This window comes from Microbacterium sp. H37-C3 (assembly GCF_027157935.1).
GTDB classification, from domain to species: domain Bacteria; phylum Actinomycetota; class Actinomycetes; order Actinomycetales; family Microbacteriaceae; genus Microbacterium; species Microbacterium plantarum.
The window spans coordinates 1-14,451 of sequence record NZ_JAPVLR010000007.1 but is presented as its reverse complement, the minus strand read 5'-3'; the positions used below and the strand labels follow the sequence as shown (position 1 = coordinate 14,451).

12 protein-coding genes are annotated in these 14,451 nt (G+C 65.4%); 2 read left to right on the top strand and 10 right to left on the bottom strand.

Translation table 11 applies throughout. The annotated features are described in order from the left end of the window. Window positions 1-26: 26 nt before the first annotated feature. Together O1W71_RS15150 and O1W71_RS15145 are read left to right on the top strand one after the other, a co-directional pair. Window positions 27-1,091, top strand: a complete 1,065-nt coding sequence (locus tag O1W71_RS15150; RefSeq protein WP_269268679.1) for a hypothetical protein — start codon at window positions 27-29, stop codon at window positions 1,089-1,091. Beyond that, window positions 1,088-1,474 carry a GntR family transcriptional regulator gene (locus tag O1W71_RS15145; protein ID WP_269268678.1) on the top strand — a complete coding sequence of 129 codons (387 nt, stop codon included), beginning with the start codon at window positions 1,088-1,090 and terminating at the stop codon, window positions 1,472-1,474. Before O1W71_RS15150 ends, O1W71_RS15145 begins: the two co-directional genes overlap by 4 nt. Window positions 1,475-1,487: 13 nt before the next feature. On the opposite strand, the gene O1W71_RS15140 is transcribed toward O1W71_RS15145, so the two are convergent. The 10 genes from O1W71_RS15140 to O1W71_RS15095 form a co-directional block, all read right to left on the bottom strand. Continuing rightward, window positions 1,488-1,895: a hypothetical protein gene (locus O1W71_RS15140; protein WP_269268677.1), complete on the bottom strand. Its 408-nt coding sequence runs from the start codon at window positions 1,893-1,895 to the stop codon at window positions 1,488-1,490. Window positions 1,896-1,926: 31 nt separating this feature from the next. Continuing rightward, window positions 1,927-3,570: an ABC-F family ATP-binding cassette domain-containing protein gene (locus O1W71_RS15135; RefSeq protein WP_269268676.1), complete on the bottom strand. Its 1,644-nt coding sequence runs from the start codon at window positions 3,568-3,570 to the stop codon at window positions 1,927-1,929. 39 nt (window positions 3,571-3,609) lie between these two features. Beyond that, window positions 3,610-3,837 (bottom strand): RNA-binding S4 domain-containing protein, encoded by a 228-nt coding sequence (locus tag O1W71_RS15130; protein WP_269268675.1) that lies wholly within the window; start codon window positions 3,835-3,837, stop codon window positions 3,610-3,612. Between the two features lie 20 nt (window positions 3,838-3,857). Next, a complete protein-coding gene (locus O1W71_RS15125; protein ID WP_269268673.1) occupies window positions 3,858-4,409 on the bottom strand; it encodes a hypothetical protein in 552 nt (183 codons plus the stop codon). An 11-nt stretch (window positions 4,410-4,420) separates the two neighbouring features. Beyond that, window positions 4,421-5,542 carry a relaxase domain-containing protein gene (locus O1W71_RS15120; protein WP_269268672.1) on the bottom strand — a complete coding sequence of 374 codons (1,122 nt, stop codon included), beginning with the start codon at window positions 5,540-5,542 and terminating at the stop codon, window positions 4,421-4,423. A gap of 379 nt (window positions 5,543-5,921) precedes the next feature. Further along, window positions 5,922-6,824 carry an SMEK domain-containing protein gene (locus O1W71_RS15115; protein ID WP_269268671.1) on the bottom strand — a complete coding sequence of 301 codons (903 nt, stop codon included), beginning with the start codon at window positions 6,822-6,824 and terminating at the stop codon, window positions 5,922-5,924. A gap of 5 nt (window positions 6,825-6,829) precedes the next feature. Beyond that, window positions 6,830-7,855: a restriction endonuclease gene (locus O1W71_RS15110; protein ID WP_269268669.1), complete on the bottom strand. Its 1,026-nt coding sequence runs from the start codon at window positions 7,853-7,855 to the stop codon at window positions 6,830-6,832. After that, window positions 7,852-10,950 (bottom strand): type I restriction endonuclease subunit R, encoded by a 3,099-nt coding sequence (locus O1W71_RS15105; protein ID WP_269268668.1) that lies wholly within the window; start codon window positions 10,948-10,950, stop codon window positions 7,852-7,854. The genes O1W71_RS15110 and O1W71_RS15105 overlap by 4 nt, the downstream gene beginning before the upstream one ends. A 29-nt stretch (window positions 10,951-10,979) precedes the next feature. Further along, window positions 10,980-12,242, bottom strand: coding sequence for a restriction endonuclease subunit S (locus O1W71_RS15100; RefSeq protein WP_269268667.1), 1,263 nt, complete (start codon window positions 12,240-12,242; stop codon window positions 10,980-10,982). Beyond that, a complete protein-coding gene (locus O1W71_RS15095) occupies window positions 12,239-14,188 on the bottom strand; it encodes a type I restriction-modification system subunit M (RefSeq protein ID WP_331282661.1) in 1,950 nt (649 codons plus the stop codon). Before O1W71_RS15095 ends, O1W71_RS15100 begins: the two co-directional genes overlap by 4 nt. Window positions 14,189-14,451 lie beyond the last annotated feature (263 nt).

Sequence of the window (14,451 nt, the reverse complement as noted above, 5' to 3'; positions counted from 1 at the left end):
CGGGGTACAAGCGAAAGGCGCCACGCATGCTTATTCCTTCTCTCGCGGCTTTCGGGCCCCTCGAGCTCACCGGCGCCATCGCGACGTGGCCGCCAGTGTCATTCGTTCTCGGACTCGTCGCCGCGGCGACCGTCGTCGCGATCCGCGCGAACACGAGTGGCCGTGCTGAGCACGCCCCCAGGCTCATCGGAGGACGCCGGTCCGCGGTTCGGCGTCGATACGCCGGGGAGCACATCGCTCTCGCCGGCGCGGGCTTCGCCGTCTCTCTCGTCTTCGTTCTCGAGTTCATCTTCCGCGGCTACATCTGGGACGGTTCGGGCGCGTCGTGGTGGCGCGTGGCGGCACCACTCGTGGTCGCGCTGGTGGGCGTCGTCGCCGCGCTCGTTCTGGTCCGCACCCGCGGGTCGGGCGCGCCCGAGCGGCCCGTGTCGCCACCGGTGCGAAGGTCGTGGGTGTCGTTCAGCTCACCGATGACCCTTGCCGCTCTGACGGTCACAGCCCTCGCGCTCGCGGGGACGACGGTGGCGGCCGGGCTCGCGTCGTCGCCCGACGATGCCGGCGACTGGCTCTGGCTCGTCATCCCGATCCCGAACGCCGGGGATGTCGACCCGGTGCGCGTCGTGTTCTACGGCTGGGTCTACGGCGTGCCCGCTCTCGTCGGGCTGGTGCTGCTGGTGGTCGCCGCCTGGCGCGCCCTCGACCGCAACGCGGCCCGGTCGTTCCTTCGGCCCGAGACCGTCGCGATCGAACGTGCGGCCCGCCGCCGGACCGCCGGCGGCATCGTATGGCTCACGACGGGTGCGTGCCTCCTCGCCCTTGCCGCCGCGTGGCGCCTCGTCGGCAACGCGGGTTCGACCACGATGCTGATGATCGACAGGCCGGGCACCTACACGTCGTACGACGTCGCATGGCGTTACGCGGAGCTTGCGTCTCTCGCCGGTGCCGCAGCACCGATCATCGAGATCGTGGCGCTCTGCATGCTTCTCGTCGTCGGCGGATCGCTCGTGCCGGGTGCCGGCCACGCCTCGGCTGCTGCCCCGGCATCCCCGGGGGCGGGGCCCTCGGTGATGGATGTCGGGTACGCCCGATGACGGCCACCCGACCGCTCTCCGCGGCTGACGAGAGCACCCCGTCGCGCGAGATCTACCTGCAGCTGCGCGGGCTCATCGTGTCGGGCATGCTCGCGGCCAACGAACGCCTTCCCACCGTCCGCCAGACCGCCGCCGACCTCGGCGTCGCGCCCGGTACCGTGGCGAAGGCCTACAAGCTGCTCGAGCAGGAGGGGCTCGTGGTCACCCGCACCGCCGCGGGAACTCGCGTCGCGGAATCGGCGGCGGTACTCCCCCATGCCGTGCTCAAGCGGATCCGCGAGCTGACCGATGAGGCGCTGCGCACGGGCGCGGGGCTCGACGATGTCGTGAGCGTGCTGCGGGCGCAGTGGTGCGCTCAGACCGAGCAGCCGCCGACCGGCTGAGGGCTGCGTCGGACTACAGCCCACCGCGGATGATGACGACGCTGTCACTGATCTGCTCTCGGCCCGGGCGGCTCTCGGCGTGCGGCAGGTAGCGGAAGTCGCCGACCTCGATGGCAGGCCCTCCCGTGATGATCGTGCCGAGTCCACCTCCCGAGGAGCACGCCGTGTTCTCGAAGCCACCGTCGCGGAGCTGGATGAGGCATATCTCGTCGTCCTGGCTCTTCGCGAGGAACAGCTCGACCCCGTCCACCTCGCCGACGAAGCGCGTCGTTTCGGACGCAATGGCCTCGATCGCCCGCTCGTCGGCGACGACGTCGCGGTCGGTCTGCTCGGTCGCAAACTCGGGCAGATCGCCTGCCGAGCAGCCGGCGAGCAGCAGGATCGGTGCGGCCACGAGCAGTGCTTTCGTCAGCGATCGCATGCCTGCACCCTATCGGGATGGCTGTCGCGGCTCAGGCCTCGGTGACGCGGCCGCCCTCGACGTGCCAGCGGCGGTTGGTGCTGACGGCATCCAGCATCCGCCGGTCGTGGGTGACGAGCAGCAGCGTGCCGTCGTACGACTCGAGGGCCTGCTCGAGCTGTTCGATGGCGGGGAGATCGAGGTGGTTGGTCGGCTCGTCGAGGACGAGGACGTTCACGCCCCGCGCCTGCAGCAGGGCGAGGCCGGCGCGGGTGCGCTCCCCCGGCGACAGCTCGCCGACCGGGCGCAGAACGTGGTCGGCCTTGAGCCCGAACTTCGCGAGCAGCGTCCGCACCTCGCCGGAGGCCATCTCGGGCACGAGCGCTTCGAAGGCGTCGGCGAGCGGCGTTGATCCGACCAGCAGAGAACGCGCCTGGTCGATCTCACCGATGCTCACGCTCGAGCCGATGCTCGCGCTTCCTTCGTCGGGCTGCTGCCGTCCGAGGATCGTGCGCAGCAGGGTGGACTTACCGGCACCGTTGGGCCCGGTGATGCCGATGCGGTCGCCGGCGTTGATCTGCAGTGACACGGGTCCGAGCATGAACGAGCCCTGCCGCACGACCGCGCCGTTGAGCGTCGAGACGACCGAGCTCGACCGCGGCGCGGAGCCGATCGTGAACTCGAGCTGCCACTCCTTGCGGGGCTCTTCGACTTCTTCGAGGCGGGCGATGCGGCTTTCCATCTGGCGCACTTTCTGCGCCTGCTTCTCGCTCGACTCGGTCGCGGCCTTGCGGCGGATCTTGTCGTTGTCGGGGTTCTTCTTCATTGCGTTGCGGACGCCCTGGCTCGACCACTCGCGCTGCACGCGGGCCCGAGCGACGAGGTCGGCCTTCTTGCCCGCGAACTCGTCGTACTTCTCGCGCGCATGACGCCGCAAGGTCGCCCGCTCTTCGAGGTAGGCGTCGTAGCCGCCGCCGTAGATGCGGTGCGAGTTCTGTGCGAGGTCGAGCTCGAGCACGCGCGTGACGCTGCGCGCGAGGAACTCCCGGTCGTGGCTGACCAGCACGACTCCCCCGCGCAGGCCCCGCACGAACGCTTCGAGACGCTCGAGCCCGTCGAGGTCGAGGTCGTTCGTGGGCTCGTCGAGCAGCACGATGTCGAAGCGCGAGAGCAGCAGCGCCGCGAGTCCGACGCGTGCCGCCTGCCCACCCGAGAGGGAGGTCATATGGATGCCGTCGGCGTCGAGCTCCAGCCCGAGATCGGCGAGCACAATCGGAAGGCGCTCGTCGAGGTCAGCGGCGCCGCTCGCGAGCCAGCGATCGAGCGCGGTGGCGTACCGGTCGTCGGCGCCGGGGATGGAGGAATCACCGAGGTCGGATGCTGCGGCATCCATCTCGGCCGTCGCCTCGGCGCATCCCGTACGACGGGCGATGTACGCGGCGACGGTCTCACCTTCGACGCGCTCGTGTTCCTGCGGGAGCCAGCCGACGAAGGCGTCGGCGGGAGCGAGGCTGACGGTTCCCGCCTGGGGCGCATCGCGTCCGGCGAAGATGCGCAGCAGCGTGGACTTGCCGGCACCGTTGGCGCCGACGACACCGACGACGTCACCCGGGCTGACGGTGAGATCGACGCCGTCGAAGAGTGTGCGGTGGCCGTATCCGCCGGCGAGGCCCTGAGCGACGAGAGTTGCGGTCACCGAATGATTCTTCCATCTGGCGCGCGCGGTAATGGCTGGCTAAGGGCGGACGCGGACCGTGCGATCCTCGTGGCTGACGACGTCGTCGATCTGCAGCTGGCGTCCGCGCCGCCGCTCGACCTCACCGTTGACCGTCACGTAGCCGTCGATGATGGCTTCCTTCACGTCGCCCCCCGAGTCGAGTAGGCCCGCGAACTTCATGAACTGGCCGAGGCGGATGCCGTCGCTCCCGATCGAGACGTCCGTGATCCGGGGTGCTTTGGCCATGCGGAAATGCTAGCCGAGCGCTACGGGCGGAGGAACAGAATGTCGCCCGGCTGGAGCTCCGGTTCAGAGAACGACTTGTCGTTGTAGGACAACATCGCGATGTAGTCGAGGCAGAAGCGGTCCCCGATGCCGTACCCGGTGTCCCCGGCCGCCACGGCATAGGTCGCAATCTCACCGTCATCGTCAAGCCCGACCTCTCCGGACGCGTAGGCCGTCGGGCCGAGGTCCGTCATCGCTCCAGACAGCCGAGCCGCGGGATTCCATGCATCGTACGGAGTGATGATCGCCCACGTCGGGCAGTCGCCCGGTCCTTTCGCGGGGATGCTGACACCACCGCCGACGTCTTGATACCCGGCAATGCCGCCCTCGGCGTCGACGGGCGACGTCGTTTCGGCGCCAGGGTCCAGTGGTGGGCTCTCCGTCGCAGCGGCCTCTGGGGCACTAACGTCAGCCATTTCAGGATCAAACCCAACCGAATCAGCGAGCGATGCGACTGCCGGCATTGCCAACGCGACGAGACCGGCGACCGCCAAACCGGCGAAGCCAAGCAAGATACCTTCGCGCCTATTCATTGCTGACGAGGCTATCGGCATCGGGAGTCAAGAGGCGAGCACCGACTGATCAGCTTCTTGAGCGGACTCGTCGGATGCTGCCCTGCGGATCCCTTACTGAGAGCGACCATCCTCATCGCATTTGTCAGCGCGACGCTCCACCTCCCGGCTCGAGCGCATCGGCTGGTCAGACTCGGATCGATCGCTCCGATCTCGTCGCGGACGCGCGCCTCCCACGACGCCTCATCGAGATCGGCCGGCTTGTTCGGACGCGACACCGCCCACGCGCGCCGGTCGATCTGCTGCAGCACCTCGACGCTCGGCGCAGATCCGCCGTGCGCCGCCGACCACCCCGCGATCAGCCGCGCGCGGTTGGTTTCGATCTGCGCCGACCGACGCGAGACGGGACGGACGGCGCCGGCGAGCTCGGCGATCTCTCCAGTGTCGTCGAGCGTGTATCCGTGCCGGGCGAGCGCGGCGATCCCCGCGGAATCTGTGTGGGCTGCGAGCTCGCCCTCGGCGTTGACGACGGTGTGCAGTTTCATCGCGACGCGCGAGTCGAGGTTCGACCACTGGTCGTCGTCGCCGAGCACCTTGATGTTCAGCCAGAGATGCCGGTGGATGTGCGGGTCGAGCGCACGCGAGCGCCGATGCTGCAACTCAACGACCTCGATATGCGTGATTTCCCCGCGGATGAGGCCGCCGTGCCCGCGCCGTGCGTCGAGCTCCGTCTGCCACGTCAGCAGGATGCGGTCACGCAGCCGGTCCTGCAGTGCTTCGAACTGGGCGGCGAGTTCGGGATGCAGCAGCGCGGCGATGCTGTACGACTTCGGGTGGTTGAGCGTTCCGTCGAGCAGCAGGTCGGCGTCGGGGCTCAGCCGCTGGGGGCCGCGCTCCTCCCCCGTGACCGGGTCGTGCCCGGTGAGCCAGACGCGAACGCCGCCGGCCGTGAGTTGGTCAGTCGTGATGACGCCGTTGTCGACGATGAACCGAGAGACGGTTGAATCGGATGCTGCGCCATACGCCTCGAGCGCCTCGGCGCCCGTCGGATATGGCATGTGGGCGTCGCACGTGCCCTCGAGTGCGTACGAGATCGCCTGCCGGACCCCGCGGGATTCGACGCCTCTCTTCCATCGCTCCAGGCCTCCGCGCATGGCGCCAGAGTAGGCGACGAGTTTGCGGTTATTCAGGGATTTCTCTGCGTTGCAGGTAGCTGTAGCAAAGCCGTTTCAAACGGCGTCGTCCACCGTGGGTGCCTGCGTGCATCGCTCTGTCTCGATCGAGCTGTCTCGATCGAGCTGTCTCGATCGAGCTGTCTCGATCGACCTGTCTCGAGCGCTCTGTCTCGACCGCCCCGTCTCGATCGTGCTTGTGACGCGTGTTAAAGGCGTCGCGCGGAGCAATTGTGCAACTCCTGGCCGGTTCCGTCTGCACACGTGCACCGTCGCGAGACTGGGTCCAGTTGGCAATCGAAGTCCGCGTCTGTTCGACTGCGCGCATCAAGCGACTCCTCGGTCCTGCGTCGCGCGCGGGCTACCAGCGAGGCGCTTCGAGGCCGGCTTCGTCACATACCAGAGTCACGTTGCGCTGGATCTCAAGTCGGAAGGCATCAATTGCGCCCATGTCGTTTCCGGTCAGGGACGATCCGTGTTGGAGTGAAGCGGTGAGGATGCGGCTGATCTGATGGCTGGCATTGTAGATCTGTTGCAGAGGCGCGGAGTAAGGAGGCTGAAAAGTTGATTTGGGTCGGGCGATCCGATCACCAGCATCATCCACTCCCCGCGCAAGAAGTCTCCTGATGTCCTGCATCGCGGTGCGCAGATCCTGCCAGTTTGACTCGTAATGGCGTGCGTCGCGAATCGCGGGCCGATCCAACCACGCGACGATCGTCGCGATCTCTCGGGCGTCCGATTGACGCGGCCGCCCCCAGTCGTTCGCGAATCCCTGAACAACGTCGTCCACTTCGTATAGCGCGTCGTCACCAACGTGCGCCAGGTCGAGCAGCGAGTACAGCTCGATCGCTCGCATCCGAACGTTGGACTGAGCGTCCACCGGGTTCCAGCGCCGGATCTGCGCGTTGTCGACGCAGCTGATCCCGACGACATACACATCTGCCAATCGCTTGACTCTCGAAGTCGACGAGGTGGCCTCTTTTGCGAGCGCGGAGCGAGTGAGATCGAACTTCTGCTTGGTCGCGCGCACCGTTGCTTGATACCCGACAGTTTCGTCGTCGGTCCGGAGATCGATGCCGGGGAAGTTGTTCGTGCCCGAGTTGAGATCCAGAACCTTCCGGCCAGTGGCCGCTCCCACCGCTCGCTGAACCAGTTCTTCAGTGAATCGAGGCATGTATAGGCCCCGTCGCGCGAGATCCTCCAGCTGATAGCGGATCGTGGCAAGGTTGCGAGTAATTCGCGCCTGAGCATCGACTCTGTTCATGGCTGCTAACCTTCCACGACATCCGCCACGACCAGAACTCGCGTGAGCGGAATGATTGAGCGCCAGGACTCCGGGAGTGCAGCGTAGTTCTCGAGCACCATCGTGACAACATCCTCACCAGACAGAAGTCGCAGGCCAGGGCGTTGGCGCTCGATGGCGAGCGCGTCGCGCGAGTAGCTGCCCAGGGTGACGAACAGAGAGAGCTCGCCGAGGCCTTGCGTGCCGATGAGCTGTTGCACGTCGGGTGCGCCGACCGTGCCCGTCCGATGCTTGCACTGGACCTTGATCAGAGGTGGTTCGACTCCCAGCGGGTCGCGATGTGCAAGCACGTCCACTCCACCATCCTGCGAGTACTGAGTCACGCGGGCTTGATAGCCAACTGCGCGGAGCAACGCGGCTGTGAACTCCTCGAAATCTTGATGCGTCAACTTCCTGTGCAGCGTCTCGAGCACGAAATCACGGGTGTGTCGCTCAATTCGAGATGCTCGCGGCTCATCGATCTCATCATCGCTCGCAGACTGGTCTGCCGCGAGATCGACGGTCTTGGCGAGCTCGTCTGGTGATTCTTCGGGACTATCCAGTGCGGCTATGAACTCGTCGCCATGTCTACGGACGCGGAACACCGCAAGAACCGAGCCGATCTCGTACAGCGCAGCTTGCGAGAAGACCGTGCGTGGTAGTCCGACCTTCTTCCACTCGACCCTGCGCCGGTGCCGGTGCCGTTCAGCCCCTGTCTCGTAGTAGTACTCGCTCGATACAAGACCGAGGTTGATCGTTGAGGTCGGTTTGTAAGGCGCAACGATGACGTCGCCCGGGCGCATTTCGTCGCGAAAGCGTGTGAGCACGCCGGCCTGTCCGGCGATCGAACGCGGCTTAGCGTCCGGCTCCGCCTCGGCGAGAGCACTCTTCAAGCCCTCTCGACCCGAACCGATGGACCGCAGGTCCCCGAGATCGTCCCAACCCAGACTGATGAATCCTTCGTCCACGAGCTCGGTCGTGAGCGCATTGTTATGGACTCCCCAAATGTTCATGCATCGCCTCCGCTAACGCCGCTCGAAGCTCCCCCGAAGGTCAGGTACTCATACAGCATCGCCGGCAACACCCTTGCCATCTCCGCATAGAGCCCGCTGTCGTTGAACAGGTCGTCGATGAACGCGGGTGTCTCGTCCCGCACCCCAAGGAGGGCTTTCGTGAATGCCTTCGGCAGCGCAGGGGACTCGGCAAATTGCTGCGGGCTGTTCACTGCGGCTTGGTTGGCAAGCTCCACATCCAATGCCAGCTTCCCGACGATGTGGTTCATCGTGATGTCGATCACGCCGACGCCATACTTGTCACCGAGGCGTTCGTTGAGCTTGTGAATAATTTCCTCTAGCGCGGAGCGGTGCTTCTCGTGGATCGCGCCCGATCCGATCGCGGTGATCGGGTCCAGGCCAGGTCCCTGCCCGAGGTTCAGTTTCACGGACTCGCCCGCGCTGATCTTGTAGCCGACGAGCGTGACGTCGGAGATGTCGACGGGTTCGATGATCGTCGCGGTGGACAGTTGCGGGAGGATGCGGCGGAAGAAGTAGTGCCGGCGGGGCAGGTCGGTGTCTTCGAGGTTTCGGGCCTGGGAGATGAAGTCGTAGAACTTCACAAAGTTGCCCACATCGGCCTTGAACAGCCGCAACTCGTCCTGTTCGCCCTTGTCGACATCGAGCACCGCGGCGACCCACCGCTTCTGGAACCGGTCCACCGCCGGCGCGGTCGCCGCCGACACCTTCGAGTTCGCGTTAACCCCACCAAAGAGGGCCGCGTCGAACGCTTGCTGAACCTCCGACATGTCGTAGATCCCGGCCGAGTCGAGCTTGACCACGAGGTCGTAGACCAGGTTCGGGTCGGTCGTCGCGGTCAGCGTCGCCTTCCGGTAGTACGGCAGGAACGCGTCCAGCACCTCCTGCGGGTCGTTGACGAAGTCGAGGACAAAGGTCTTGTCTTTGCCTGGGTAGGTGCGGTTCAGGCGTGACAGGGTTTGCACGGCCTGCACACCGCCGAGCTTCTTGTCGACGTACATCGCGACCAGCCGGGGCTGGTCGAACCCGGTCTGGAACTTCTCTGCCACGATCATCACGTTGTACGTGGCCGGCTTGAACGCCTCCGCGAGATCCGACGGCACCCCCGGGTTCTGGGTCCGCTCCGTCAACCCCTCACCGACATCGTCCGGGTCTTCGACTGTTCCCGAGAACGCGACCAGCGACCGCACCCCCAGAACCCCAGTGTCCGTGATGTACCGATCGAGGTACTTCTTCCACCGCACGGCCTCGACACGTGACCCGGTGACGACCATGGCCTTCGCCTTGCCGTCCAGCAGCGGCTGCACGAAGGCGCGGAAGTGGTCGACGACGATCTTCGCCTTCTGGCTGATGTTCGTCGGGTGCAACCGGACGTACTGCACCAGCGCCTTCACCGCGGTCGACTCGTCAACCTCACCGGCACCGTCGTACTCAGAATCGGGATGCTGCAGCTTCCACGCCACCTTGTACGGCGTGTAGTTCTGCAGCACATCGAGGATAAACCCCTCCTCGATCGCCTGCTGCATCGAATACAGATCGAACGGCTCAGGAGTCGCATCCGGCCTCGCACCCTCCGGCACCCGCCCGAACAGCTCAAGCGTCTTAGCCTTCGGGGTCGCGGTGAAGGCGAAGTAGGAGATGTTGGGGGCGGAGGCGGTGACCTCCATCGCCCACTGCAGGTACGCATCCGAATCGATCGGTGCACCCTCGGCGACCGCGGCCTGCTCGTCCGGAGACAGCACCTTCGTCAACGCGCCCGCGGTCGACCCGGTCTGCGATGAGTGCGCCTCGTCAGCGATCACCGCGAACCGACGCCCTTGCAACTCAGGCAGGGTCTGGATCGCGGTGATCAGCGCCTCGAACGACTGGATCGTCACGATCACGATGTTCTTGCCACCGGTCAGCGCGGCGGCGAGCTGCTTCGACTTCGACTCGCCCGCATCCTTCGTGATCGACTGCACCACCCCGGCCTGCTTCTCGAACTGGCTGATCGCGTCCTGCAGCTGCTTGTCCAGCACCGTCCGGTCCGTGACCACCACGACCGTGTCGAACACCCGCTCATTGGCGTCGTCGTGGAGTTGAGAGAGGCGGTGCGCGAGCCACGAGATCGAGTTCGTCTTCCCCGACCCCGCCGAATGCTGCACCAGGTACCGGTTCCCCGGCCCCTCTACCCGGGCCGCGTCGACCAGCCGGGTCACGGCCCGCCACTGGTGGTACCGCGGGAACAGCACCTTCTCCGACCGGGTCTTCTTCCCGGTGTCGGGGTCGGCATCGACCTCGACCTGCAGGTGCACGAACGACCCCAGTATCTGCAACCAAGTGTCGCGCTGAAGGATCTCTTCCCAGAAGTACCCGGATGCCGACCCGTCTGGGTTATGCGGGTTGCCCGCACCCTCGTCCGCGCCCTTGTTGAACGGCAAGAACCGCGTCTTTGGTCCGGCAAGGCGCGTGGTCATCTGCACCTCGGAGTTCGACACCACGAAATGCACCAGCGACCGCTTCGCGAACCCGAACAAGGGCTCACCCGCCGGTGACCGGTCGAACCGGTACTGGTTCACCGCGTTCCCGATCGACTGCGTGAAGTCAGTCTTCAACTCGACCGTCGCTACCGGGATGCCGTTCACGAACAGCACCAGATCCAATGCCTTGTTGGGATGCTTCGCCGAGTAGTGCACCTGACGCATCACCCGCACCCGCATCTTCCGGTATGCCTCAAGCGTGTCCGGGTTGTTGGTCGTCGCGGGCCTGAACTGCGCCAACCGGAACTTCACCGCACCCCCATGCAGCGGCACCATCGAGAGACCTTCATGCAGAATCCGGATCGCCCCGCCGTTCTTCGACGGATCCAGATCCAGCGACTTCGCGAGACGGTTCAGGATGCTGTTCCCCGCGGCCTTGCGCTGAGCTTCGGTGTCTCCGGGGCGGACGACCTTGGCGAACTCGGTCGGCTGCGAATCTTCCAACCACCCGAAAACATCCTCAGGGAACAGAGCGAGTTCACGGTCGTACCCAGTACCGGTCGGCGAGTACAGCCAGCCGTTGGCGGCGAGGTGCTCGGCGATCTCGTTCTCCAGCACAGACTCGAGGTGCGCCCCAGCGACACCGCTCATGCAGCCACCCCCACATCAATCTTTCCCGTCACCGCAGCCGAAATCAGCGCGGCACGACGCTCGCGCATCAAGTCGATCGATCGCCGCGCGGCATCTAGAGCAGCGTCGATTGCTGAGTGCTGATCTCGGATGTATTCCACAATGCGCGCCTGCGTGGACAGGTCCGGGAGCGCAATGGTGAAGTTGCCGACCTGCTGTTCGCTCATGTGGGGCACGCTAACACCGGTGAAGTCGGGCTCGATGTACATCGCGAACCCGCCCCATGCCAACGAGTACTCAAGGTAGTCGTTGCGGACGAGGGCGCCTCTAAGCCGGAGCACTCGCTGAACGAGCAGCGTGCCGGCGTCCCGTTGGCCTACCCGGGCGACGCGGAGCCCCCCACTGATCACTGGGCGGTCCATTCCGAGGACAAGATCACCTTCATCGAGCATGTAGCGGCTCTCAACGTACGCCGGAGGGTTCTCGATCCCGACCGTCTCCCCCCAAGAAATGGATCCCACTCCGACGTTGATGCCGCGAAGCAAGCGCGTCGCGCCGCTGTCGGCGACGAAGTCGCCGCTCGCGAAAGCAAACCCTGGGAGAGATCGAACAGCGAACTTGACGCGGACAGCTTCCCAGTCTTCCGGGATGGAGCCAAGCCACCCGAGGCCTGACTCCTTGAGCACCGCGGAATCGTCGATGCCGCGCGTCACCGCTTGCGCGGTAACGGCGGCGCGGCGTTCGGTGAGGAGGGTGATGAGCTCCTCGTTCTTCGCGATGAACGCGTCGATCTGCGCCGTCTCCCGATCCAGAAAGTCCGCAATCGCCCGCTGCTCATCGAGCGGGGCGAGAGGAACGCCGACCTGAGCGAGAGATGACCCAGACAGCTCCAGAAAGGTAGTCCCGAGCCCGCGAGCCTCCATGTCTGCACGTGAGGCAACGAGCGCGTACGCCAGAAAGCGCGCCTCGTGGTTGCGGGCCGGCACGAGCGCGCGACAGCCCTGGTTGAAGGCGGCGGGCGAAGTCAACCGGCCGATATGCCCGATCGGTGCTCGGGTCGAAAGGAGCACGCTGCCTGCGGGCGCTAGACCCGAATGTGCAACGCCCTCCGCGGTGATCGTTCGGGCCGTCGATTCCAGCTGTGCCCCATCGAGACCGTTGAGATCAGGTGGCGTCACGAACGGCACGTCGCCATCCCAGAACTCTGCAACTCCAGATGGAGGCGTTCCACCGTTCAGGATGCGGGCGGCGCGGCGGAGAGGTATGCGTGGGAATGTCACCTCTCCACCTCGACGAGCATCGCGCGGAGCTGGTCCATGACGGCGTCGAGGTCGCGGTCGATCTCCTCGAGCGGGCGGGGCGGGATGTACTTATAGAAGTGGCGGGTGAAGGGGATCTCCGCACCTTCCTTGGTCTTAGTGTGGTCGACCCACGCGTCGGGAGCGTACGGGAGAACTTCGCGGGCGACGTAGGCGTCGACATCCTCCTCCCACGGCACGTTCTCGGTGTCGCGGAGCGACGCATCCGGCTCCGGGTTGCCCTTGGCATCGGTGCAGGTGTCCGCGGTGTCGTCCTGTTCACCGAGCTCGGTCGTCACGGCCTTGAGTAGCGGCGCAGCGAGGGTGAGGCCTTCGGCTCTCGCGGCATCCTTCATCGCCTTCTGGAACTCGGTGCGGTTCTTCCAGACTGTGTCGGTGCCGAGCCGATCGAGGGTAGCGCGGAGGGCGGCAGCATCCGTCTCGTTCAACTTCTGGATGGCCTTGGCTTCGAACACGGCGTCGATGCGTTCGGCGGTGGCCTGCCAGTTCAGTTTGAGGGGGCGTTCGACCGTGATCGTGCGATACAGGAAGTCCTCATTGCGGAAGATCTTCGCCTGCTCGCCGTCCTCGAATCCGGCGTACAGCCCCACGATGGTCTCGATGTTCTTCGGAGAGAGTTCGTTGCGTTTGGAGCCGAGGCCCTTGCGGAGCTTGGTAAACATCTCACGGCCGTCGATGAGCTGAACGCGGCCCCTGCGGTTCTCGTCTTTGCGATTGGTGAGGATCCATATGTAGGTGGAGATGCCGGTGTTGTAGAACATGTCTTTCGGCAGCCCGATGATCGCCTCGACGAGGTCGTCGTCGAGCAGCCACTTGCGGATGTTCGACTCGCCGCCGCCGGCGCCGCCGGAGAACAGCGGTGACCCGTTGAGGACGATCGCCATGCGGGAGCCGCCATCTTCGAGCTCGCGCATCTTCGACACCAGGTGCAGCAGGAACAGCATCGCCCCGTCGCTGACCGCGGGGGTGCCGGGACCGAAGCGGCCGTTGAACCCGAGCTTCGAATGTTCGTCGTCGACGTAGGTGCGCTGATCCTTCCAGTCGACCCCGAAGGGCGGGTTGGACAGGCCGTAGTCGAACTTCTTGTCGTCGAAGTGGTCTTCGGTGAGGGTGTCGCCGAGGGCGATGTTGTTGACGTCCTGCCCCTTGATGACCATGTCTGCCTTGCAGATCGCGTACGACGCGTCGTTGTAGTCCTGCCCATACAGGCTCAGCTGGATGCCCGGGTTGAGGGTGCGGAGGTACTCATCGGCGACGGAGAGCATGCCGCCGGTGCCGGCGGTCGGGTCGTAGATGGACCGCACCACACCCGACTTCGACAGGGCGTCGTCGTCGAGCGCGAACAGGAGCTCGACCATGAGCTTGATGACTTCGCGCGGGGTGTAGTGGTCGCCGGCGGTCTCGTTCGACTTCTCGTTCGCGAACCGGATCAGCTCCTCGAAGACCAGGCCCATCTGGATGTTGCTGACCGCGCGAGGGTGGAAGTCGGCCTGCGCGAACTTCTCCGTCACCGCGAACAGCTTGTTCTTCTCTGCCAGCTTGTTCAGTGTCTTATCGAACTCGAACCGCTCGAAGATGTCCCGCACATTCGGCGAGAAGCCCGCGAGGTATGCGGAGAGGTTCGCGCGGAGGTCGGCCGGATCGGCGACGAGCTTGCCGAAGTCGAACGGGGACGTGTTGTAGAACTGGTGGCCCGTTGCTTCTTGGAGCTTGATCGCCTGCAGCATCTCGGGGAGCGATTCGATTCCCTTCGCCGCCTCGAGCACGGCCGGCTTCGTGTCTGCGAGGACGGCGTCGAGGCGGCGGAGCACCGTGAAGGGGAGAACCACTGACCCGTACTCGGAGGGCTTGAACGGTCCGCGGAGGGACTCGGCGATGTTCCAAATGAAGGCGACGTGATTCACCACTGATGGGCACTCCTGCTGTATGCGACGACCAAGCGGCATCCACGCCGCCAACTACCCCATCCTGACTCATTGGCGCCAATCGTCGTGGCAGAGACGCGAACGTTCGAGAGTGGCGCCCCTGGAGGGATTCGAACCCCCGACCCGCTCCTTAGGACGGAGTGGCTTGGAACCGCGTGCACCGCCAGCGCCCGCACAAACACAGGCTACACCCCTACCGCCGCCCAGATCAGTGCACACAGAAGTGCACACACCAAGATGCTGGT